This is a genomic window from Desulfocicer vacuolatum DSM 3385, assembly GCF_900176365.1.
Classification (GTDB): domain Bacteria; phylum Desulfobacterota; class Desulfobacteria; order Desulfobacterales; family Desulfobacteraceae; genus Desulfocicer; species Desulfocicer vacuolatum.
In genome coordinates this window covers 199,906-220,665 of record NZ_FWXY01000003.1, presented here as the reverse complement: position 1 = coordinate 220,665, position 20,760 = coordinate 199,906, and the positions used below count along the sequence as shown (strand labels likewise).

At 47.4% G+C, this 20,760-nt stretch carries 21 protein-coding genes; 12 read left to right on the top strand and 9 right to left on the bottom strand.

What is annotated here, in order from left to right; genetic code table 11:
* Positions 1-103 precede the first annotated feature (103 nt).
* Positions 104-691: a 5-formyltetrahydrofolate cyclo-ligase gene (locus tag B9A32_RS04330; RefSeq protein ID WP_084067154.1), complete on the top strand. Its 588-nt coding sequence runs from the start codon at positions 104-106 to the stop codon at positions 689-691.
* Positions 692-721: 30 nt separating this feature from the next.
* On the opposite strand, the gene B9A32_RS04325 is transcribed toward B9A32_RS04330, so the two are convergent.
* Positions 722-1,723, bottom strand: coding sequence for a potassium channel family protein (locus B9A32_RS04325; protein WP_084067153.1), 1,002 nt, complete (start codon positions 1,721-1,723; stop codon positions 722-724).
* Between the two features lie 226 nt (positions 1,724-1,949).
* On the opposite strand from B9A32_RS04325, the gene B9A32_RS04320 reads away from it, so the two are divergent.
* From B9A32_RS04320 to B9A32_RS04310, 3 genes are read left to right on the top strand one after another with little or no spacing between them, the layout of a single operon-like run.
* Positions 1,950-2,609 carry a protein-L-isoaspartate(D-aspartate) O-methyltransferase gene (locus B9A32_RS04320; protein WP_084067152.1) on the top strand — a complete coding sequence of 220 codons (660 nt, stop codon included), beginning with the start codon at positions 1,950-1,952 and terminating at the stop codon, positions 2,607-2,609.
* 2 nt (positions 2,610-2,611) lie between these two features.
* Entirely contained in the window at positions 2,612-3,193 is a 582-nt protein-coding gene (locus B9A32_RS04315) for a YqaA family protein (protein WP_084067151.1), read from the top strand.
* Positions 3,194-3,196: 3 nt separating this feature from the next.
* On the top strand, positions 3,197-3,598 hold the full coding sequence (locus B9A32_RS04310; RefSeq protein WP_139795703.1) for a YkgJ family cysteine cluster protein: 402 nt from the start codon (positions 3,197-3,199) through the stop codon (positions 3,596-3,598).
* Here B9A32_RS04310 and B9A32_RS04305 read toward each other — a convergent pair.
* The 7 genes from B9A32_RS04305 to lpxC all read right to left on the bottom strand — a co-directional run bounded on the left by B9A32_RS04305 (position 3,577) and on the right by lpxC (position 11,036).
* A complete protein-coding gene (locus B9A32_RS04305; protein ID WP_084067149.1) occupies positions 3,577-4,482 on the bottom strand; it encodes a selenium metabolism-associated LysR family transcriptional regulator in 906 nt (301 codons plus the stop codon). The genes B9A32_RS04310 and B9A32_RS04305 overlap by 22 nt on opposite strands.
* Before the next feature lie 4 nt (positions 4,483-4,486).
* On the bottom strand, positions 4,487-4,987 hold the full coding sequence (gene coaD / locus B9A32_RS04300) for a pantetheine-phosphate adenylyltransferase (protein WP_084067148.1): 501 nt from the start codon (positions 4,985-4,987) through the stop codon (positions 4,487-4,489).
* A gap of 204 nt (positions 4,988-5,191) precedes the next feature.
* A complete protein-coding gene (gene rsmD, locus B9A32_RS04295; protein ID WP_084067147.1) occupies positions 5,192-5,761 on the bottom strand; it encodes a 16S rRNA (guanine(966)-N(2))-methyltransferase RsmD in 570 nt (189 codons plus the stop codon).
* On the bottom strand, positions 5,758-7,125 hold the full coding sequence (locus tag B9A32_RS04290) for a sigma-54-dependent transcriptional regulator (protein WP_084067146.1): 1,368 nt from the start codon (positions 7,123-7,125) through the stop codon (positions 5,758-5,760). Before B9A32_RS04290 ends, rsmD begins: the two co-directional genes overlap by 4 nt.
* Positions 7,126-7,322: 197 nt before the next feature.
* Positions 7,323-9,563, bottom strand: coding sequence for a sensor histidine kinase (locus B9A32_RS04285; protein WP_084067145.1), 2,241 nt, complete (start codon positions 9,561-9,563; stop codon positions 7,323-7,325).
* A 13-nt stretch (positions 9,564-9,576) separates the two neighbouring features.
* A complete protein-coding gene (locus tag B9A32_RS04280) occupies positions 9,577-10,158 on the bottom strand; it encodes a DUF4390 domain-containing protein (RefSeq protein ID WP_084067144.1) in 582 nt (193 codons plus the stop codon).
* Positions 10,155-11,036, bottom strand: a complete 882-nt coding sequence (gene lpxC / locus B9A32_RS04275) for a UDP-3-O-acyl-N-acetylglucosamine deacetylase (protein ID WP_084067143.1) — start codon at positions 11,034-11,036, stop codon at positions 10,155-10,157. The genes B9A32_RS04280 and lpxC overlap by 4 nt, the downstream gene beginning before the upstream one ends.
* A 310-nt stretch (positions 11,037-11,346) precedes the next feature.
* Here lpxC and B9A32_RS04270 point away from each other — a divergent pair, with 310 nt between their 5' ends.
* The 7 genes from B9A32_RS04270 (at position 11,347) to B9A32_RS04240 (ending at position 18,423) form a co-directional block, all read left to right on the top strand.
* A complete protein-coding gene (locus tag B9A32_RS04270; RefSeq protein WP_084067142.1) occupies positions 11,347-12,885 on the top strand; it encodes a YifB family Mg chelatase-like AAA ATPase in 1,539 nt (512 codons plus the stop codon).
* A 106-nt stretch (positions 12,886-12,991) separates the two neighbouring features.
* Positions 12,992-13,915 (top strand): Hsp33 family molecular chaperone HslO, encoded by a 924-nt coding sequence (locus B9A32_RS04265; RefSeq protein WP_084067141.1) that lies wholly within the window; start codon positions 12,992-12,994, stop codon positions 13,913-13,915.
* Positions 13,912-14,571 (top strand): metallophosphoesterase family protein, encoded by a 660-nt coding sequence (locus B9A32_RS04260; protein ID WP_084067140.1) that lies wholly within the window; start codon positions 13,912-13,914, stop codon positions 14,569-14,571. The genes B9A32_RS04265 and B9A32_RS04260 overlap by 4 nt, the downstream gene beginning before the upstream one ends.
* 215 nt (positions 14,572-14,786) lie before the next feature.
* The gene (locus B9A32_RS04255; protein WP_084067139.1) at positions 14,787-15,098 is read left to right on the top strand and encodes a hypothetical protein; all 312 of its coding nucleotides are present in this window, start codon (positions 14,787-14,789) and stop codon (positions 15,096-15,098) included.
* A gap of 234 nt (positions 15,099-15,332) precedes the next feature.
* The gene (gene iorA / locus B9A32_RS04250; protein WP_084067138.1) at positions 15,333-17,186 is read left to right on the top strand and encodes an indolepyruvate ferredoxin oxidoreductase subunit alpha; all 1,854 of its coding nucleotides are present in this window, start codon (positions 15,333-15,335) and stop codon (positions 17,184-17,186) included.
* Between the two features lie 12 nt (positions 17,187-17,198).
* A complete protein-coding gene (locus B9A32_RS04245) occupies positions 17,199-17,792 on the top strand; it encodes an indolepyruvate oxidoreductase subunit beta (RefSeq protein WP_084067137.1) in 594 nt (197 codons plus the stop codon).
* 13 nt (positions 17,793-17,805) lie between these two features.
* Positions 17,806-18,423, top strand: a complete 618-nt coding sequence (locus B9A32_RS04240; protein WP_170923697.1) for a TIGR04211 family SH3 domain-containing protein — start codon at positions 17,806-17,808, stop codon at positions 18,421-18,423.
* A 189-nt stretch (positions 18,424-18,612) separates the two neighbouring features.
* Here the strand turns inward: B9A32_RS04240 and ubiE are convergent, their stop codons facing one another.
* Entirely contained in the window at positions 18,613-19,314 is a 702-nt protein-coding gene (gene ubiE / locus B9A32_RS04235; protein ID WP_084067135.1) for a bifunctional demethylmenaquinone methyltransferase/2-methoxy-6-polyprenyl-1,4-benzoquinol methylase UbiE, read from the bottom strand.
* A gap of 332 nt (positions 19,315-19,646) precedes the next feature.
* Between ubiE and dnaJ the strand changes: the two genes are divergently transcribed.
* A complete protein-coding gene (dnaJ, locus tag B9A32_RS04230) occupies positions 19,647-20,750 on the top strand; it encodes a molecular chaperone DnaJ (RefSeq protein WP_084067134.1) in 1,104 nt (367 codons plus the stop codon).
* The last annotated feature ends 10 nt before the right edge of the window (positions 20,751-20,760 follow it).

Genomic DNA, 20,760 nt, shown 5'->3' with positions numbered 1-20,760 from the left:
ATATCATGGCCGTGGAAATCCGTCAATCATTATTGAATATTGACAATTGTTTCGGGCTGTATAATATTCCAGGAAACTGTTTTGAGCGGGGAGTGTTTTATATATGCAAGAGACCAAAGATAGCAAGAAAAGTATTTTAACTGGGATATCAGAACGACTGGCAGCCTTCTCTTCAGAAGAGATGGCAAAAAAACAGGAAATCATTGAAGAAAAATTGTTGGAATTTGCCAATTTTCTGGAAGCTGAGCTGGCACTTCTTTATGTGAAACGGGCAAGCGAAATGCCAACGGATAAAATTCTTCGCATCAGCCTTGCTGCAAGAAAGGGCATTGTTTTGCCCTCTTTTTCCGAATCCAAGCACGCCATTTCATTGTTTCGCATTAATGATTTGGATGCGGATTTAAGAAAAAGCTCATTCGATCGCATGGAGCCCAACCCTGATTGTTGTAAAAAAATTTCTTTGGAAGAGATAGATATTGCAATTATTCCAGGGCTTGCCTTTGATGAAAAGGGAGGAAGGATCGGATTTGGGGAAGGATTTTACAATCGAGTGATTGCAAAATTGCCGGAGACCACCCGGAAGATTGCCATTGCCTTTGAAGAGCAGATTGTGGAACATGTTCCCATGGAGTCAAGGAAACACAATCTGGACATCATCATAACAGACCAACGAACCATTTATAAAATATGACTCAGGCATATGCCCTGGAACCATGGTGATTTATTTTGGATTCAGGGCAGCCTCAAATCGTGTGAGATTTTCATGCTGCCCCATGACGATGACGGTGTCTCCTGATTCCATTCTTGTATCAAATGATGGATTAAATATCATTTCGCCGTCTTTTTTTCGAATGGCAATGATAATCAAATCAAAATTTTGTCGAATACCGGAATCCTTGAGCATGATATTGGCCAGGGGGGCATTTTCGGAAACCAGCGTTTCCTCAATTTGGATGGCTTTCTTTTTCCGGGACAGGGCAATGTCCAGAAAACTGCTGACACTGGGGCGTAGCAGCTTTAATCCCATGGACACTGCACCGATATCATAGGGAGATTCCACCCGGTTGGCACCGGCTGCCAGTAGTTTGCTTTTAACATTATTACTGCCGGCCCGGGCCATGATGTTAATGCCGGGGTTTAGCTGCCGTGCGGTGAGGACCAGAAATACATTGTCCATATCCGTTGCCAGGGCTGCAATGAGGTGTTTTGCCTTGTGAATGCCGGCTTTGATAAGAAGGGACTCTTCCGATGCATCTCCATTGAGGTAAAGCACTCTGTCTTTGTCCATTAAGGGATTTAATGCGTCATTTTTTTCCAGCACCACCAGGTTGGGTGCCTGGTCTTTGAGTTGATCGCACAAAATTCTTCCAATGCGGCCATAGCCGCATACGATATAATGGTTTTTAAGTTTACTGATACTGGTATCCAATATTTTTCTCCCAAGGATGGATTTTATTTCTCCTTCAACCACAAATTGCATGATCACACCGGCAAGGTATAAAAAATAGCCCACCCCTGCAAAAATTAAAAAAATGGTGAAAACCCGACCTGCTGTGCTGATGCCGTTTACTTCGGAAAAGCCCACGGTGCTGAGGGTGATGGCGGTCATGTATGCGGCATCAATGAAGCTCCATTTCTCAATGCCCATGTATCCGATGATGCCGATGGCAAAAATGGTGGATGAAATTATAACTGCCAGGGTGATTTGTTGAATTTTATTCATGGTTTGAAATTTATAACGGTTACTGGATTAAAAATCAATACTCCATCCATGGTTTTGATTTTTATTCGGTTTTGGTAAAGGGTATCTGCATTGTTTAAAGGGCGTTTTTATGCAGAGATATCGGTCCATAAAATCAAGGCCGTCACCCCGTTATCCATGGGTTCCGGGCCATTTGAAATTTCATGCCCGGTGGCCCCTTCATAAAGGGTAGAAAAGTTAAGATATCATGAACATGGACCATAGAAAATTTGAGTTTTTAAGACAAAATATGGTGGACAAACAGATTGTGGCCAGAGGAGTCACGGATGCCGCTGTCATCCAGGCCATGTCCAGCGTACCAAGGCATCTGTTTGTTAGTGAGGCCCTGGCTGACAGTGCCTATGAAGATTTTCCCCTGCCCATTGGGGAAGGACAGACCATTTCCCAGCCCTACATGGTGTCCGAGATGACCCAGGCCCTGGCATTAAAGGGGGGAGAGCGGGTGCTTGAGATTGGGACAGGATCGGGCTTCCAGGCCGCAGTGCTGGCACACATTGTTTTTCGTGTTTATACCATTGAACGAAACAATACCCTTTTCATGCGGACGCGTAAGTTGTTTGATCAATTGCATTATCATAATATTGTCACCCGTTGTGGTGACGGCACCCTGGGCTGGAAAGATGAAAGTCCCTTTGATGCCATTATTGTCACTGCAGGGGGACGGATTATTCCCCGGCCCTTATTGGATCAGCTGGCCCCGGGGGGCAGATTGATCATGCCTGTGGGGGGGCTGATGAGTCAGGAGCTTTTACTGGCCAGAAAGGACAGGCAAGGCGTTGTCTCCATTGATAACCTGGGGGGATGTCGATTTGTTAAACTCATTGGCCAGCATGGGTGGAAGGCGTAATTATGTTAAAAAAAATGTATGATTGGGTATTGGGGTGGGCCCAGCGCCCCGGCGGTGCATGGGCTCTTTTTCTTCTTTCTTTTTGTGAATCTTCCTTTTTTCCCATTCCCCCGGACGTTCTTCTCATTGCCCTTGCCGTGGGGGCTCCTCAAAAGGCGTGGCGGTTTGCTTTTATCTGCAGTGCAGGCTCCCTTTTTGGGGGGTGTGTCGGGTACCTCATTGGCTGGCAGTTCATGGCGGTTGCAGGCAACGCTATTATTGAATTTTATGGGGTGGCGGACAAGGCGGACTACATTGCATCCCTGTATCAGCAATGGGATGCATGGGCCGTGGGGATTGCCGGATTTACACCCCTTCCATATAAGGTGTTCACCATTTCTGCGGGTGCCTTTGGGGTCAGTTTCCCGATTTTTTTCATCTCCTCTGCCGTGTCAAGGAGTTTGCGATTTTTTCTGGTGGGGGGCTTGATTGCTTTTTTTGGACCGGGTATCCAGCAGTTCATTGAACGGTATTTTAACTTGCTTGCCACGGCCTTTAGCATTCTTCTGGTGGTGGGGTTTGTGGTCATTGGATATTTATTTTAAGTGATGGAACGAAAAATATTACGCCGGGACGGCTTTGATTTTGGGTTTAACCCAGATGCTTGTAATAATTGCCAGAGCCGATGCTGCCGCGGGGCTTCCGGCAATGTCTGGGTAACTTCCCGGGAAATGGCGGCCATTTGTGAATTCTGCGGCATCAACATCATTGACGGGCTTGAAACGTATTTTGTTAAACGCCATAACCGTTTTTCCGTCCGGGAAAAAGTGCGGCAAGGAGAGTGGCAGTGTGTTTTTTTAGATTCCCTTTCAAGGTGCACTGTCTATCCGGTGCGTCCCCTTCAGTGTCGGCAGTTTCCTTTCTGGTCTCATTTTAAAGCAGATATTTCCGGGCTAAAAGAGGAGTGCCCCGGCGTGGTTGTTAACCCTCATATTTCGGGTGTTTTGTAACAGGCCTTGATGAATTTAATAAAAAGAAGGGCCAGGGGGGAACAGGTACGTTTACTGTGGGTTGTTACAAAAAAGTGCCGGGTAAGATTCAATCCTTCTATTTCCAGGGCAAACAATCGTTTATGTTGAATTTCATCAGCCACGGCAATGGGGGAGAGGATGGATACCCCGGCATGATTCAGTATGGCCTGGATCACAGCGGCTGTGCTGCCAAGGGTGGCAATGACATTTAACCGGTCCGGGTGCATGTCTGCTTTTTTCATGCTGCGGGTGACGGCATCCCAGGTGCCTGAGCCCTGGGTCCTTGCCAGAAACGGCACTGTGGTCAGTTGTTTCCGGTTGATTTCTTTAAGACCTGACCAGGCATGGCCGGCAGGCACAATGAGTTTCATCTCATCCTTTAATATTTTTTCCTGCTGAATCTGCGGGGATGTTGACTTTGCCCCCACAACCCCCACTTCCACATCTCCTTTAAGCACTTTTTCTATTATTCTGGCACTGTTCCGGGTCATTACCGATAAGGAAATGTCAGGGTGCCGGCGGTTAAACGGGCCGATAATTCTGGGGATAATGTACCCTGCAGGTATGGTGCTTCCCCCGATGGTGAGGCGGCCCCTGGCATGGCCTAAAAAGTGGGAAAGTGCTGTTTCTGTTTTTTCCTGGAGCTGTAGCATTTTCATGGCATGTTCATAGAGCAGTTCTCCTGCTTTGGTGGGTACAGCTTCCCGTCCCAGTCGATCAATGAGTCTGCATCCAAAATGGTTTTCCAGGTCTTTTATGTGGCTGCTGACCGTGGGCTGGGAAAGAAATATGGTTTCTCCGGCCCTGGAAAAACTTTTTTCCTTGATTACATTGACAAACACTTTCAGCTGCCATAAATCCATGGTTTCAGCTCTCCGCTGGAGTGAATTTTTTTGTCATTTGTTGCTTTACCGGTCCGGGAACCATCCCAGTAATGTCACCCCCAAATGTTGCCACCTCCTTGATGATGGAAGAGCTTGTGAAGATCCATCTGAGCCCTGTCATGAGAAAAATTGTCTGAACATCCCGGTTCAGTCGTCGGTTCATCAATGCCATTTGAAATTCATTTTCAAAGTCTGATATGGCCCTCATTCCCCGGATGACGGCAACAGCCTCCTTTTGTTTGGCATAATCCACAAGCAGGCCGTCAAAGGCATCCACCTTGAGTCCTTTTTGATTGGGAAGACTCTCCCGGATCATTGCCATGCGTTCTTCCACGGAAAACAATGCTTTTTTATTGGGGTTGTGCAATATGGCCACAATCACATTGTCAAAAAGACGCAGTGCCCTTTGTATGATATCCAGGTGGCCGTTGGTCAGGGGGTCAAAGGAGCCTGGATAAATGGCTGTTTTTTCAGTTTGATTCATGGGACAGGGTTCCTGTGTTGGGGGCCAGTGTCAACAGCCCATGGATGTGACATCAAGTTGGCTGGAATTAAAACTGACCTGTGTGATTGATTTTGGCGCAGGTTCTTTGGGATTGCCCGTCACATCACGTAAGCGGGAAAATTTAAAAAGTACATGACGTATGCAAATGAAAATCCAGAACCCATGATTGTTGATGACTTTGTTTTAATCCTTAACCTGCCCGGGGGCAGGCCTTAAAAACGAAATCAGGGTTTTTCCATATTTCCTTTGGTCATGAATGTCAAGCCCTGTTATTGGATGGGGAAGAGATTCTTTAGTGGAATGTTCTGCTATAACCATGCCGTCTGTTGTCAACAGGTCGGTGAGGATACCACTGCTTAAGGTCTCTTTAAAAAGGGGGCTGGCATATGGCGGGTCCATGAATATGAGTGAAAATTTATTATTTTTGAGTTGTTCCGGTGGCAACGTTTGGGAAATATCATGGCAGATGATGTCACAATGCTCCTGGATACCACAGCGGAGGGCATTTTTTTGAATAAGTTCACAGGCCTGTTTTGAAGCATCCACAAAGGTTGCCCGATCTGCCCCCCGACTCAACGCCTCAAGCCCCAATGCACCGGTTCCGGCAAAAATATCCAGAACGGCGGCACCGGATAGCCGGTTTGAAATAATGTTGAAGACGGCTTCTCTGACCCGGTCAGATGTGGGCCTTATACCGTTGACAGACACCGATTCAAGTCGTCTGCCCTTGTACTGTCCAGCGATAATTCTCATTTTATGTCCTGTTTTTTAGGGGTGGATTTTTCAATGGTATCTTCCACGTAGCCTGGATCAATACCCAGTTTTTCGGCTGCTGCCTGGATGTCTCCGCTTTCAAGGGAGATTTTATTTTTTAAAAAGGCAATCTCAAATTGCTGTGTTGCCTCTTTGAGGTTCTCAATGGCAAACAACCCGGGGCAAGGCTGTGTGTTTTCCCCAACATGGTAGGGGTGGGGGATGTCGTTGGCGAAAATGGTGTCACCGGGTACCATGATGTGGAGCCGTTCCATGAGATTTTTTAATTCTCTCACATTGCCCGGCCAGTCGTAATTGTGCAAAAGGGCCATGGCATCTTTATGGATGGATTTTGCTGAATTTCGGGCATCCTTGGCGCATGCTGAAAGAAAAATTTGGGTCAGGGTGGGGATATCTTCTTTTCTTTCCCGCAGGGGCGGTACATGGACAGGGATCACATTGAGCCGGTAAAAAAGTTCTTCCCTGAAATTTCCTTTTTTGATTTCAGTGGCCAGGTTTTTGTTGGATGCGGCAATGATTCTCACATCGGCATGTATGGTTCTGCCTCCCCCCACTCTCTGGAAGGTTTTACTCTCAATGGCACGTAACATCATGGCCTGGGTGGCAAGATTCATATCTCCGATTTCATCCAGAAAAAGAGTGCCGCCGGAGGCCAGTTCAAATTTGCCTTTGTTTTTGGCCACGGCTTCGGGGAATGCTCCTTTGTCATGGCCAAACAGCTCGCTGTTGATGTTGTTTTCCGGAATGGCCGCGCAGTTGATGATGATAAACGGCCCTTCGGGGCGGCCGCTGAAGTGGTGCAGGGTTCTTGCCACCAGCTCTTTGCCTGTGCCGTTTTCTCCTGTGATGAGAACGGAGGCCTCCGAGGGGGCTGCGTGCATGATTTGCCGGTTCAAAGATTGAATGGCAGCACTGAATCCATTGACTGAATGTTTTTCAATGCTTTTTTTTCTTAAATAGCGGTTTTCTTCTTCCAGACGTCTGAAATTTAAGGCATTATTGATGGTTACGATGACCCGGTCAATGGACAGAGGTTTTTCAAGGAAGTCAAAGGCTCCGGATTTGGTGGCATCCACTGCCGATTCAATACTGCCATGACCTGTGATCATGATCACAGGAAGATGGGGGTACTCTTTTTTAATTTCCTTAAGGGTTTCAATACCGTCCATGCCGGGCATCCAGATATCCAGAAGTACAATATCCGGTGATTCTGTATGGATTTTTTTTAATGCTTCATATCCGTTATATGCATGGAAAACTTCAAAACCGTCATCGGAAAGAATGCCTTCCAGGGAGTCGATGATGGATTTGTTGTCATCAACGATTAATACTGCAGGAAACATGGTGTCACCTATGATTGTAAAGGTTTTTTATATGAAAAAGTGGGTGCTGGGTGCTCACAGCAACTATTTTTTCATTATTTGTTGTGGCTGGTACTTACAGCCATGTGGGTTTTATATGAAATACTCCGAAAATATAAGGCGTATTTCAAACTTTGTTGTGGGCAGACCGAGGTCAGAATAAGGTCTGACCATGGCAGTTATACGTTAACTGGAAGCTCGATAATAAAAGTGGCACCCAAAGGGGCATTGTCCTTTACCCGGATCATTCCGTCGTGGTCGGAGATAATGGAGTTCACAATGGCAAGTCCCAGGCCCATCCCTGATTTTTTTGTTGAAAAGTAGGGTTCAAACAGTCGGGTTTTTTCCTGGTCTGAAATTCCCTTACCTGTATCAGATACCTCAATTCTCACCCGTTTTAAAATGGTATCCAGGGAAACATCAATGGTGATGCTGCCACTTTTATGAATGGCGGACACTGCATTGTCTATGAGATTAATAAAAGCCTGCTTCATCTGCTGCCGATCCAGGTTTAAGGCAGGCAGATCCGGGGCAATGGAAACAATAAAGGAGACATGTTCCAGCCCTTCACGGTACAGGGCCACTGTTTCTATAATTAATGCTTCCAGATCGCAGGGTTTCATCAGGGTGTCGGGGAATTTGGCAAAGGTTGCAAATTCATTGACAAGGTTGCGGATGAGATCCACATGCTGCACAATCATTTCAGTGCACTGATCAAAAATTGTTTCATTGATCTGTTTTGAATATTTTCTTTTTAATCGCTGGGCCGATAATTTTATGGGGGTCAAGGGGTTTTTAACTTCGTGGGCAATGCGCCGGGCCACCTCCCGCCATGCAGCCATGCGCTGAGCCTTTTCAAGCTCTGTGATGTCGTCAAACACCATGACGGCCCCCATGTTTTCCTGTTGTTCGTTTTGCAGCGCATTGAAATGGGCGGCAAAATGTTTCGGGCTTCCATTGATGGTGATGGACAGAGGAAATGCCATGCTGTTCAATGACCGGGGAATTTCATGGCTGATCTTTTCTGCCAGTTTAAGATGATCTTTTTCAAGGGTCTCCCTGAAATTTTTTCCAAGAATTTGATCAGAAGAAATTCCCAGCATGGCTTCGGCAGCTTTGTTGATGGTGGTAATGGTGCCGGAAGCATCCACAGAGATCACTCCGGCAGAGATATTTTTTAATACCACCTCCATATATTGACGGCTTTTTTCGATTTCCAGGTTCTGTTGCCGCATTTTTTTTTCAGACAGGGCAAGCTTCTCGTTACCCATGGCAAGCTCCCTTGTCATGGAATTAAAAGAATTGATAAGAATGCCGATCTCATCATCCGAGGTGAAATCAATCTGATAATTCAAATCCCCCCGGGTGACTCTTTTTGTCCCTTCTGCAAATTTCATGAGCGGAATGGTAATGGATCTGGCAAGATAAAATCCAAACCACACAGCACAGAAAACCGCCAGGAGCGCCACAATGGAAAGGGCCATATAGTTGGACCATTGGATGGGTTTTTTGAGCATTTTTAATTGGCGATAACTGTCTGTGCCCTGGGAAATGGATACAAGACTCTGGGAAATATCCCGGGGCAGCACAGTGGTGGTTACCAGAAATCCCAAGGTTTTTTCCGGTGGGCCGTTAACAGGTATGCGACTGATGGTTCTGACAATTTCTCCGGCATTGATATTTTGAACAATGGACCTGCCGGTTTGATTTCCATGAAAATTTAAAAGCTCATTACTGGTGAGTATGCCAAAATAATGCTGCCCCAGCTCATGGGTAAGGGAAAGGGCAAGACGTTTGGCATCCGGGGCATATATTTCTACGCCATGGAGGTTGAAAGCCCGCTGCAGTACCTGGATATAGCGGTTGAGATCCTTGCTTTTTTCCGGGGAAAGCAGTTCCTGGGACTCAATGTGGTAGGCGGCCCGGGTGGCAAAAAATAAATTTCGATCTTCAATAAAGTCATACACCTGACGGCCCAGGGTCAAGGAGGTGTCAAGGGTCTGTTCCACCGGGACATCAAACCAGAAGGTGAGGCTGCGGGAAATAAAATGGATGGAAAAATAGAAAAGCACCGTTGTGGGTAACAATGCCAGAGTAACAAAGGCCAGGACCAGCTTTGTTTTGAAACGGGTGCCAAAAAGCTTATTCTTTTTTTCGTAATACAGTTTGGCAAGATTTCTGAATACCAGCAGAATAAGGGACAGCAGCAGCAATAGATTGGTGTTGATGAGAATAAACACAAGCACTGCATTGGAAATGGGAAAGTGCTCCCCTATGTCCGTAATACGGGTCTCTGCAAAGGTCAATATTCCCACCAGGACAATGATCATACCCATGAGCCCCAGCTCTTTTTTTAATCGGGATTTTCCCTGGGTGTTGTCCGTGGCGGGTGGTGTATAAAATGTGTGGGGATCGGTCATGGCAAGGGCCGTATTAATAAATAAAATCCATGGTGTACCAGTCCGTTTCAAAATTCCAAAGGGAGAGAAAAAAGAAAACATGGTGCAGATATAATGGCAGTTTTATCTTTTTCATTTCAGCTTTTATGCGGACTTGATATTTTTTTCCCCGGATCAGTTGCCCCATGGGAGCAATGGTGAAGCCGGTGATGGCGGTCATTTTTTTTTTTGCGGTGTCAAAGGATTTAACCAACAGGGTATCCTTTGATTCCCAAGGTCTTGACAGGGAAAAAATTTCCCTGAGGGCATTGTATTTAATGGTGCTGGATACCTTGTGACTGGATATCTTTTTATCAAACCAGCTCTCCCTGGCCCGGTACAATGAAATGTGAAAGGTAAATGTGGTGGGAACGCCGTTGAGAATGGCCTCTTTGATTTTTGTCGTGAACGCATTTTGGACGCTAAAGTAGGTAAGGAGGTTATCCCGGGTATTGGTGACGGTCACATTGTCCAGAAATGCTTTTTTTGCCATGACCGTTGTGGAACAAAAAAAGAGCAGACCAATGCAGGTCATGACAATCAGAAAAATATGGCGGTAATTTGTTTTTTGAATCATGGGATGGCTGCCATTTCAACGGGACGTGTTTCCCAGGCATCGGTTGTTTCCAGAAATTTTTTGATAAATGCATGGTTCAGGGCATGGCCGGATTTGCGGGTGATGATATGGCCCTGGATGGGCATGCCCAAAAGGGAAAAATCTCCCAGGCAGTCCAGAAGTTTGTGCCTGACAAATTCATCTGGAAACCGAAGTCCTTCTTTATTAAGAATTTTATCGTTATCAACCACCACGGCATTGTCCAGGCTGCCCCCCCGTCCCAGGCTGAATTGTTTAAGATAAACAAGATCCTGGGTAAACCCAAAGGTTCTTGCGGGACTGATTTTTTTTCTGAACGCTTCGGCACAAAGGCAGAAGGTTCGTTCCTGGGTGCCGATGAGGGGGGACTCAAAGGTGATGGAGCAGGAGATGGTCAGGCCGGGGGCCGGTTCAATGGATACATATTTGTCGCCATCTGTGACTTTAAGGGGATGGGTTGCCACAAAAAACCACCGGGGTTTATTTTGGGGTGTCACACCTGCCCGGGTCAATTTTTCGCTGAAAATGCGGGCGCTCCCATCCATGATGGGCATTTCGTATCCATCAATTTCCACCAGGGCGTTGTCAATGCTAAGCCCGGTGAAGGTGGCCATTAAATGCTCGATGGTGGAAACAATGGCCCCCTGGTTACCTATTACCGTGGCAAGGCTGGTATCCACCACCATTTTGAACAGGGCGGGAATATCCGGCGTGCCGGGCAGGTCCACCCGCTTAAACCGAATTCCGTGATTTTCCGGGGCCGGATGAATGGTGATGGTGGCCTTTTTACCGGAATGTACGCCAATGCCCGAGCAGGTGAGCTTCCGGGACAGGGTTTGTTGGGGATAGTACTGCACCATATCTGTGTAGGTCCGGCGTCGATGTGACGTCTGGAACGCTCCTTAATGTTTGACTTAAATCAATGGGTATTTAAATGACTGCTTATACCTGATTTTACTGATGAAAGCAAAATAATTGCTAAAATAATCTGCCTGTATTCTTATTTTGCATTGAGTGTGCTATATTTAAAAATTGTATTTATGACTTTGAATACCATAATTAAGTTTTTTTATATGCAATGCTCCGCAGATCAGGGCTCTATTTCAAGCTTTTTGGTGGGCAGAACCGGATTAGAATAAGGTTTGCCCGTGGCCATTATAAGGAGGGAGGGTGCTTGCAAGGATAAACTGCAGTGTTGTTTCCGGCGTTGACGCTTGTTTTGTTGAGGTGGAAGTGGACATATCCTATGGGCTACCGGCATTTAATATTGTGGGGCTGCCGGAAGTCGCTGTGCGGGAGAGTCGCGAGCGGGTCAAGGCCGCAGTGAAAAATTCCGGATACACCTTTCCTCCGGACAGAATCACAGTGAACCTTGCCCCTGCTGATATCCGAAAAGAGGGTACAGGGTTTGATCTGCCTGTGGCCATGGGGATTCTTGCTGCATCCAAGGTTATTTCAGCGGATCTTTGTTCCCGGTACAGCATGGTGGGGGAGTTATCCCTGGATGGCAGGGTGAAACCCGTACCCGGGGTGGTGGCGGCGGCCCTGTCTGCCAGGGAAAAAGGTTTGCAGGGTATTTTGGTACCCATGGAAAATGGAAAGGAAGCCTCTGTGGTCCAGGGAGTGGAGGTGCTGCCCGTGTCCTCTTTGTCCCGGGCCGTTAACTTTTTTTCCGGGTTTGAGAACATTGCGCCCCTTGCCTGTGATTTGAACACTGTTATCGGTGAACTTCATGGGAAAGAAGACGTTGATTTTTGCCATGTAATGGGTCAAAATAATGTAAAAAGAGCTCTGGAGATCGCTGCCACCGGGGGCCATAATCTTCTTATGACCGGCCCACCGGGGTCAGGTAAAAGTATGATGGCAAAAAGCCTTCCCTCCATACTTCCGGAATTGACCTATGAAGAGGCAATGGAAACCACTCGAATTTATTCAGCTGCCGGACTTTTGCGGGAAAATATGCCTTTTATCACCACCCGGCCCTTTCGATCCCCCCACCACACCATTTCTGCGGCAGGACTTGTGGGGGGCGGCCTTCGGCCCCAGCCCGGGGAGGTTACCCTGGCCCACAATGGGCTGCTTTTCCTTGATGAGCTTCCGGAGTTTCGGCGCAATGTGCTGGAGGTGCTGCGTCAACCCATGGAGGACGGCAGGGTTACCATATCCCGGGCCGGTAATCGGTTGAATTATCCGGCCGGGTTCATGCTCATTGCGGCCATGAATCCCTGTCCCTGCGGCTATTTTGGGGATTCCCGCAGGGAGTGTTCATGCACCCATGCCCAGATACAGCGCTATCGTTCCAGGATTTCAGGTCCCCTGCTTGACAGAATAGATCTTCACATAGATGTGCCTGCCGTTTCATACAGAGAACTTTCAGACAAAGAAGTACCTGAGTCCTCTGAAGTGATTCGGGACAGGGTCAAGGCGGCAAGGAAAATTCAACTGGATCGATTTTCCGGGGAAAATATTTTTAACAATGCTGCCATGGGACCCCGGCAGATTAAATCGTGCTGTGTTTTGGACAGCAGAGCATCACAGCTTCTTGAAACAGCCATAACCCATCTGGGGTTTTCCGCCAGGGCGTACAATCGTATTTTGAAAATAGCCCGAACCATTGCGGATCTTGGGGCGTCCGATGAGATATGTGAACAGCATGTTGCCGAGGCCATTCAGTATCGTACCCTGGACAGAAAAAACGGATATGTGTAGTTGTCGCAGGTGATCCCGTTTTTACCTGGGACATGGAAAAAAATAAAATTCGGGCCTGAACATGGTAATGCCAAGCCCTGAAAATTAATAAATCTGGATAAAATTTATGATAAAAAAAGATGTATTTAACGGTGATGTAAAGGCCCAGCTTAAAGCCGCTGCAAATGATCGACTCCATCGTTTCATGATGGCTGACGGAATGATCCGGGGTGCCGTGGTCAACGGCACCAGAATGGTTATGGAAATGCAGGCCAACCATGAGCTTGGTGGGCCGGAAACCCTGGTATTGGGCCAGGCTTATATTGCCGGGGCCCTGTTGACTGCAAATTTAAAAGGAAAGGACAGGATCAGTATAAACGTTCAATGTTCCGGGCCGGTGAAGGGGCTGGATGTGGAGTCCAATGTTTTTGGTGAAGTGCGGGGCAGTTTGAAAAATAACGTTTTCCCCCTTGATTCAATTGTAACAGATTCTGGACTTCCCGCCCTGTTTGGGGCAGGATTCTTAACGGTGACCAAATACCTCGAAGATGCCAAGAAACCCTATTCCGGTCAGGTCATGATGGAATTTGGCACCTTGGCCCAGGATCTTGCCAATTATTTTGTCCAGTCAGAGCAGACCCCCTCGGCCTTTAATTTAAGTGTTTATTTTAATGAGCAGGGCGGGGTGAAAGGCGCAGGCGGACTTTTTCTCCAGGCCATGCCGGGGGCTTCAGACAACATTATTTCCGATGTGGAGCACATTGTGTCAGGTCTTCCCTCCCTGGGGGATGTCTTTGCCCATGGTACCGGAGCCCAGGAGTTGATCATGGGGCATTTTGAATCCATGATGCCCATTTTCCTTGGAAATCATCGGGTGGAGTTTTTTTGTCGCTGCACAGAGGATCGCATTCGGGGTTATCTTTCCCAGCTTCCGGCCGGAGAGATTGCAGATATTTTGGAAAATGGTCCATTTCCCCTGGAAATAAGATGCCATAACTGTAATACCATTTATGGTTTCACCCGTGCAGATATTCTGGCCCTTGAACCGTGAGAATTGCTGTTATTTCCGATATCCACAGTAATAGTCAGGCCCTTTACCGTGTGCTTGAGGATATTGGACAAAACGGTGTGGATGGAACAATTTCCCTGGGGGACACCATTGGATATGGGGATGATCCCTGCGGTGTTCTGCAATTGTTGAAAAACAATAACATTTTGTCCACGCTTGGAAACCATGAGCTGGCATTGCTGAATTCCCGTTACCGGGAAAGATTTCGCGGGGGGGCAAGGGCGGCCATTGAACATCACTTGTCCCTTATCCCCCGGAACGATCTGGATTCCATGGCAACCTGGCCCTTTTTTTTGGTTGAATCCGGTGGCAGGTTTGTGCACGGCCTTCCCCCGGATTCTGTCATGGGTTACCTCTCCCGTACCCCGGAGCATCAATTGGCAGGGATCATGGCCCTTCTTCCCCAGACCGTTTCCTTTGTGGGGCACACCCATCTTCTGGGAGGCGTTGTCTTGGAAGACCGGATGGTAACACGGTTTTCCCTGGGAAAAAAAATTCTATTTCTTGACAAAGCGTGCAGATATATTATCAATGCGGGGAGTGTGGGGCAATCCAGGGATTGGGATGGCCGTGCAAAGTATATCATTTGGGATGTTTTGTCCGGTACGGTGGAGCCTCGCTATGTAACGCTGGTATGAATGCCGTTGTCCACCATTTAATTATGAGCTTGTCAGTCATAGGTTCTTTAATTTACCACCATATAATGTGTTGTTTTTACAAATGAACACATCCCATGTGGTATAAAAATGAGAACTTCGGACTCATGAGTTATGAAAACAGGAAAGTGGGGATCATGCCACACAGGCGGATTTGGTGATGATTTTCAGTTTTTCCTTCTGTTAAGGAGTTTGTTATGTGTAATAACTGTAGTGAACACGCCCATGATCATCATCACCACCCTGAAATTGTGCAGATCATGCCGGTTCAACAACCCCTTTATGCGGTGTACCATGGGCAGGCACCCCTGGAATATGCCGTTGAGAACGGTTTGGGTGGATTAAGCCTTGTTCCGGTGTTGTTTCTGGGGCTGATCAAACACGGTGAAAAAAGCATGGTGGAGGGCTTTTTTGCATCCAATTCTGTTCAGTCCTGTGAGGATATTGAAGGGTTTAAAGGCTATGCCTCATCCCTTTCCGATGCTGAAAAGCTTTACAATAAAGATTAGATCGATTTAACACTCTTTCATGCTTTGTTGTGGGTAGACCAAGGTCAGAATAAGGTTTGCCTGTGGCGGTTTATATGAAAAAGTAGGTGAATCTAATATTTTTTCATGCTTCGTTGTGGGCAGAACCGGATCAGAACGCGGTCCGCCTGTGGCGGCTATATGGCAGGGCCCCGTGGACGACCACGGAGGCAAAACCAGGATCACTATTTGAAATAGTTGAGGACGTAAACGAATATGCATAAGCTGTTAAGTGAAAAAATCAATGAAGACCTTCTGATGCTGGGCAATGAAGCCATTGCAAGGGGGGCAGTGGAGGCCGGGGTGGGGTTTGCAACCACTTATCCTGGAACACCTTCGTCAGAATTGTCGTTGAACCTGTTTCAGATTTCCCGGGAAACAGATCTTTATTTTGAGTACAGTACCAATGAAAAAGTGGCACTGGAAGTGGCTGCAGCTGCTGCCAATTCCGGTGTAAGAACCATGTGCATGATGAAGCATGTGGGGCTTAATGTGGCGGCAGATCCCCTTGTCACCCTTGCGTACATCGGGGTCACAGCAGGGCTTGTGATTCTCACCGCCGATGATCCTGCCATGTTTTCCAGCCAGAATGAGCAGGACAATCGATATTACGGCAAGCTGGCAGGCCTTCCTGTGCTGGAGCCCTCTTCTGTGGAAGAGGCAAAGGAAATGACCCGGGCGGCCTTTGAGCTGTCTGAAGCCCTTGGTGAGCCGGTGCTGCTTCGCACCACCACCCGTATCAACCATTCCAGCGCCTTTGTCACCCTTAAGGAAATAACACCTCCGGTGCCCAAGGGAAACTTTGTCCCTGCACCCATGAGTTATGTGACAGTGCCGGCGGTGTCAAGAAAACTCCATGTGAAACTGCTGGACAATTTGGCAAAGGCCTCTGCACTGTCCGATGCATCTGATCTGAATTTCATCACCGGGCAAGGTCCCCTGGGGGTGATCTGTAATGGAGTGAGTTATCTTTATGCCAAAGATGCCGTGAAAGATCTTGGGCTTGAAGAGCAGGTTAAAATATTGCGCATTGGTTTTTCCAACCCCATGCCCGAATGGATGATCAAGGATTTTATTAAGGGCTGTAAAAAAGTGCTTGTGGTGGAAGAGGGGGAACCCTTCATGGAGGAGGCGGTAAAAGCTTTTGCCCAGGAGGCGTGTGAAACCCTTCCCATCCAGGGCAAGGCAGATGATCTTTTTTCACGGCTTTCCGAGTTTGATCCTGCCATGGTTCGGGAAAATATGGCCCGTTTTTTTGATGTACCATACACCCCTGCAGCGTCTGTGAACACAGCCGATTTGCCGGAAATTCCCCAGCGTCCCCCAAATCTGTGCTCCGGCTGTTCACACAGAGCCACTTTTTATGAAGTAAAAAAGGCGGCAAAGGCCATGGATGTGATGTGTCCTTCGGATATCGGCTGTTATACACTGGGATTTCTGCCCCCTTTGTCCATGGGAGATTTTGTGCTTTGCATGGGCGCTTCGGTGAGCAGTGCCTGTGGATTTTCCAGGGCCACAGACAAAAAAGTGGTGGCCTTTATCGGAGATTCCACTTTTTTTCATTCCGGCATCACAGGTCTTGTGAATGCGGTGTTTAACAATCATAATTTTACCCTGGTGATTCTGGACAACGGCATCACTGCCATGACCGGGCACCAGCCCAATCCCGGCGTGGATATGGATCAGATGAATCTGCCGGGATACAATGCCATCTCCATTGAAAAACTGGTGCGATCCCTTGGGGTGGGCCATGTCACCTTGATTAAACCTTTTAAGGTGAAAAAAAGCATTGCCGCCATTGAGGAGGCCCTGGCCTTTAAAGGGGTGTCCGTGATCATTTCCCAGGAACCCTGTGCCCTGCATGCCAAGGGCTTGAAACTGTTGAAACCCAGGGCCTTTACCGTGACAGACAAATGTCTGGATCATCGGGATTGTATCAATGAAATTGCCTGTCCTTCTTTTTATCTGGATAAGGGACGGGTGCACATTGATGCAGATACTTGTGTGGGGTGTGCCGTGTGTGCACAGATTTGTCCTGAAAATGCCATTATGCCGTTGAAGAAAAAATAGGATTAACACAATATGGAAACCACAAGATTAATTGTTGTTGCCGTTGGCGGCCAGGGAAACCTCCTGGCTTCAAAGGTACTGGGGGAAGCTGCACTTCTTGAGGATGTGCCGGTGCGCATGAGTGAAATACACGGTATGGCCCAGCGGGGGGGAGTTGTTGAGTCTGCCATCGTGTTTGGGGATGCCGGAAGTACCATTATTTCAGATGGTGAAGCTGATATCCTTTTGGGGTTTGAACCTTCGGAGGTGGTGCGGGCCATGGGGCGGTGTAATTCCCGGACCCGGGTGATTACCAATACGGCCCCCCTGCGTCCCTTTACAGTGGCCATTGGACAGGGGGTTTACCCTGATGTTGACGGGATGATGTCCCAGGTACGGGAACGGGTTGCAGACCTCATTGCCATTGATGCCCTGGCACTGGCCCGGCAGGCGGGTAGTCCCATGACCATGAATATCGTGCTGCTTGGGGCATTGATTGCTTCAGGTGCCCTGGGGCTTTCCCGGGAAAGTGTGGAAAAAGCCATTGCCCTGCGTGCCAAAAAAGCCTTTGTGGAGATGAATTTAAAGGCCTTTCGTCTGGGGGAAGGGGCAGTGACCACCGCTTAAAATGGAGGTGTGGATGACGCGGTTTGCAAAATGCAGTTTTATTGTGCTGGTGTTCAGTTTTGTTTTGTTTGTGGGAATTTCCTTTGCAGAAACCGTTTATGTGGGTGGCGTGATGAAAATCACCATGAGACGGGGACCCGGCACCAAACATAAAATCATTGCCATGGTGGCCACCGGGGACAGTCTTAACATCGTTGAGAACGGCAGGGACTGGACCCGGGTGCGTAATTCTGCAGGAAAAGTGGGGTGGGTCTTGACCCGCTTCATCACCCGGGATGTGCCCATGAAACGTCAGGTGGAGGTGCTGGAAAAGAAAAATAAAGATTTGACCCATCTGTTGGAAAAAATCAAACAGGAAAATAGAGATTTTCAGACCACCCGGGAAAAGCTTGCAGTGATCGAGGATGCCTATAATCGATTAAAGAAAAAATCCGCTGATTTCCTTGCCCTTGAAGCGGCCCATGAAGAGATGGCCCAGGCATTTACCCAGCAGAAAGATCGAATTCTTACCCTTGAAAGCCGTTTAAATAAAGAGGATATCAAATGGTTTCTAAGCGGGGCCGGTGTCCTTGTGGTGGGGATTCTTCTGGGGGTGAGTACCCGAAGAAAAAAGCATCGTTCCCTTTTGTGATGCAACGACCCTGCGGGGTCAAAAAGAGTTGAATTTGTTTATGGCCATCCCGGATGGATGGGGATGGCCAAATAGATTCTCTCTGATAAACTGCCACAGGAAGGCTATCCTCTGATCCGGTTCCTATTGCCCATCGGGGGGCGGCTCTGCTGAGGTTGCCTTGGATGTTGCCTTTTCATATAAAAAAAATTATTTGGTTCCCACAAAAAGGGTGACAATGCCCAAAGTCATTTTTTTCCATTGAATGTTATTGAATCCCGCTTTTTCCATGCTGTTTGCAAAGTTGCCTGCCCCGGGAAATTTTAACACCGAGGCCGGTAGATAGTGATAAGCATTTTTATTTTTTGAAAAAAGACCGCCGATGAACGGTAATATCTTTTGAAAATAGGTCATATAAAGCCTTTGAAGACTTCCCTGACGGGGTGCGGAAAGCTCAAGTATGACCACTTTGCCGTTTTTTTTCAAGACCCGGTGAAAATCCACCAGTGCCCCTTCCCGGTCCATGATATTTCGGATACCAAAGGCAATGAACAGGGCATCAAGACAGTTGTCTTTAAAGGGAAGGGCCAGGGCATTTCCGGCAGTAAGTTCAATGTCCATGGTACCGCAGCGGGAAAGGATTTTCTGTTTGCCAAGAAGCAACATGCCCGGGGAAAAATCTGTGCCGGATATTGTCACCTGATCTCCTTTTTGCTTTTTGATTTCCAGGGCCACATCACAGGTGCCGCAGGCAACATCCAGAACCACGCCTCCATGGGGTATGGTACCGGCTTTTACCATCTGCCGTCTCCACATCACATCCTGCCGAAGACTTAAAAAACGGTTCAGGAAATCATATTTTGGCGCAATGCTGTCAAACATCTCTTTAATAAAATCAAGTTCCATATTCATATTGACATTCCTGATTTATGTTTTAGTTTTAAACGTTTATTGGGGATAGACCTGGAGCACCTTTCATGCCAGGCCTCCAATTGCTTTTTAACCTGCTGATTTTCCATGCGTCCTTTGTCGGATGACACAATGACAACAGCGGTTAAAAAGGGATGTCAGTGTTTCCTGATGTATCCGGAATTGTGGGCATTGGGTAACACAATCCATTTAATTTATCAATCATTATGAGAGCCGTTGCAGCCACAATACCGTTTGTTTGGTATTAAACTATTGTGTCAATGGGCTGCACCGTGATCAAGCCCGTTAATTTCAGCAATTGAGACAGGGAATATATGTCAGATAAACGTGATTATTATGAGATTCTGGGGGCTTCCAGGGATGCTTCCAAGGATGAGTTAAAGTCTAAGTATCGCAAACTTGCCATCAAATTCCATCCGGATAAAAATCCCGGAGACAGCGCTGCTGAGGAGAAGTTCAAGGAAGCCTCAGAAGCCTATGGTGTTCTTTCTGATGATCAGAAACGGCAAATTTATGATCAGTTTGGCCACCAGGGATTGGAAGGGGCCGGGTCGTCAGGCGGTGGCGGATTTGAAGATGCTTTTTCCAGTTTTGGGGATATCTTTGAGGATTTTTTTGGTTTTGGGGGTTCAAGGGGAGGGCGGGGTGGTAATCGTGTACAGCGGGGATCAGACCTTCGCTATGATATGACCCTTGATTTCATGGAAGCTGCCTTTGGAATTGAAAAAATTATAGATGTTAAAAAGCTGGATAATTGTGATGTGTGCCAGGGAACCGGCTGTAAAGAGGGAACCTCTCCTGAAACCTGCAGCCATTGTAACGGCACCGGGCAGTTCATCCAGAGCCAGGGATTTTTCAAGGTAAAAACCACCTGTCCCTATTGCCGGGGCAAGGGTAAATCCATTCCCCATCCCTGTCCCAAATGCGTGGGAAACGGCAGAATGGAGATTTCAAAAAAAGTGTCTGTCAAGGTGCCTGCCGGGGTGGATACCGGTGCTAAACTCAGGTTAAACGGTGAGGGAGAAAGCAGCACATCAGGGGGCCCTGCCGGAGACCTTTATGTTTTTATCAATGTTAAACCCCATAAATTGTTTAAGCGGGATGGAAACAATATTATTTGTCTGGTGGACATTTCCTTTGTCCAGGCAGCCCTGGGCGATGAGATTACCATTCCCACCCTTGAAAATGAAAAAGAGCTTACCATTCCCAAGGGAACCCAGTATGGGGATACCTTTCGGTTCAAGGGAGAGGGGATTCCTTCCTTGAGATCCGGCCGACGCGGAGATCAGATTATCCAGGTGGATATTAAAACCCCCACACGATTGTCAAAAAAACAGGAAAAGCTGTTGAGGGAATTTGACAAACTGGATTCGGATAAAATTTCAAATAAGCTGAAACGACTTTTCAGAGGGATGTGATCATCCTGGG

What these genes read in the sequence shown, in the direction of transcription:
- B9A32_RS04330 (WP_084067154.1), top strand. Translation starts at nt 104, where the DNA reads ATGCAAGAGACCAAAGATAGCAAGAAAAGTATTTTAACTGGGATATCA.
- B9A32_RS04325 (WP_084067153.1), bottom strand. Translation starts at nt 1,723, where the DNA reads ATGAATAAAATTCAACAAATCACCCTGGCAGTTATAATTTCATCCACC.
- B9A32_RS04320 (WP_084067152.1), top strand. Translation starts at nt 1,950, where the DNA reads ATGAACATGGACCATAGAAAATTTGAGTTTTTAAGACAAAATATGGTG.
- B9A32_RS04315 (WP_084067151.1), top strand. Translation starts at nt 2,612, where the DNA reads ATGTTAAAAAAAATGTATGATTGGGTATTGGGGTGGGCCCAGCGCCCC.
- B9A32_RS04310 (WP_139795703.1), top strand. Translation starts at nt 3,197, where the DNA reads ATGGAACGAAAAATATTACGCCGGGACGGCTTTGATTTTGGGTTTAAC.
- B9A32_RS04305 (WP_084067149.1), bottom strand. Translation starts at nt 4,482, where the DNA reads ATGGATTTATGGCAGCTGAAAGTGTTTGTCAATGTAATCAAGGAAAAA.
- coaD (WP_084067148.1), bottom strand. Translation starts at nt 4,987, where the DNA reads ATGAATCAAACTGAAAAAACAGCCATTTATCCAGGCTCCTTTGACCCC.
- rsmD (WP_084067147.1), bottom strand. Translation starts at nt 5,761, where the DNA reads ATGAGAATTATCGCTGGACAGTACAAGGGCAGACGACTTGAATCGGTG.
- B9A32_RS04290 (WP_084067146.1), bottom strand. Translation starts at nt 7,125, where the DNA reads ATGTTTCCTGCAGTATTAATCGTTGATGACAACAAATCCATCATCGAC.
- B9A32_RS04285 (WP_084067145.1), bottom strand. Translation starts at nt 9,563, where the DNA reads ATGACCGATCCCCACACATTTTATACACCACCCGCCACGGACAACACC.
- B9A32_RS04280 (WP_084067144.1), bottom strand. Translation starts at nt 10,158, where the DNA reads ATGATTCAAAAAACAAATTACCGCCATATTTTTCTGATTGTCATGACC.
- lpxC (WP_084067143.1), bottom strand. Translation starts at nt 11,036, where the DNA reads ATGGTGCAGTACTATCCCCAACAAACCCTGTCCCGGAAGCTCACCTGC.
- B9A32_RS04265 (WP_084067141.1), top strand. Translation starts at nt 12,992, where the DNA reads ATGATAAAAAAAGATGTATTTAACGGTGATGTAAAGGCCCAGCTTAAA.
- B9A32_RS04255 (WP_084067139.1), top strand. Translation starts at nt 14,787, where the DNA reads ATGTGTAATAACTGTAGTGAACACGCCCATGATCATCATCACCACCCT.
- iorA (WP_084067138.1), top strand. Translation starts at nt 15,333, where the DNA reads ATGCATAAGCTGTTAAGTGAAAAAATCAATGAAGACCTTCTGATGCTG.
- B9A32_RS04245 (WP_084067137.1), top strand. Translation starts at nt 17,199, where the DNA reads ATGGAAACCACAAGATTAATTGTTGTTGCCGTTGGCGGCCAGGGAAAC.
- B9A32_RS04240 (WP_170923697.1), top strand. Translation starts at nt 17,806, where the DNA reads ATGACGCGGTTTGCAAAATGCAGTTTTATTGTGCTGGTGTTCAGTTTT.
- ubiE (WP_084067135.1), bottom strand. Translation starts at nt 19,314, where the DNA reads ATGAATATGGAACTTGATTTTATTAAAGAGATGTTTGACAGCATTGCG.
- dnaJ (WP_084067134.1), top strand. Translation starts at nt 19,647, where the DNA reads ATGTCAGATAAACGTGATTATTATGAGATTCTGGGGGCTTCCAGGGAT.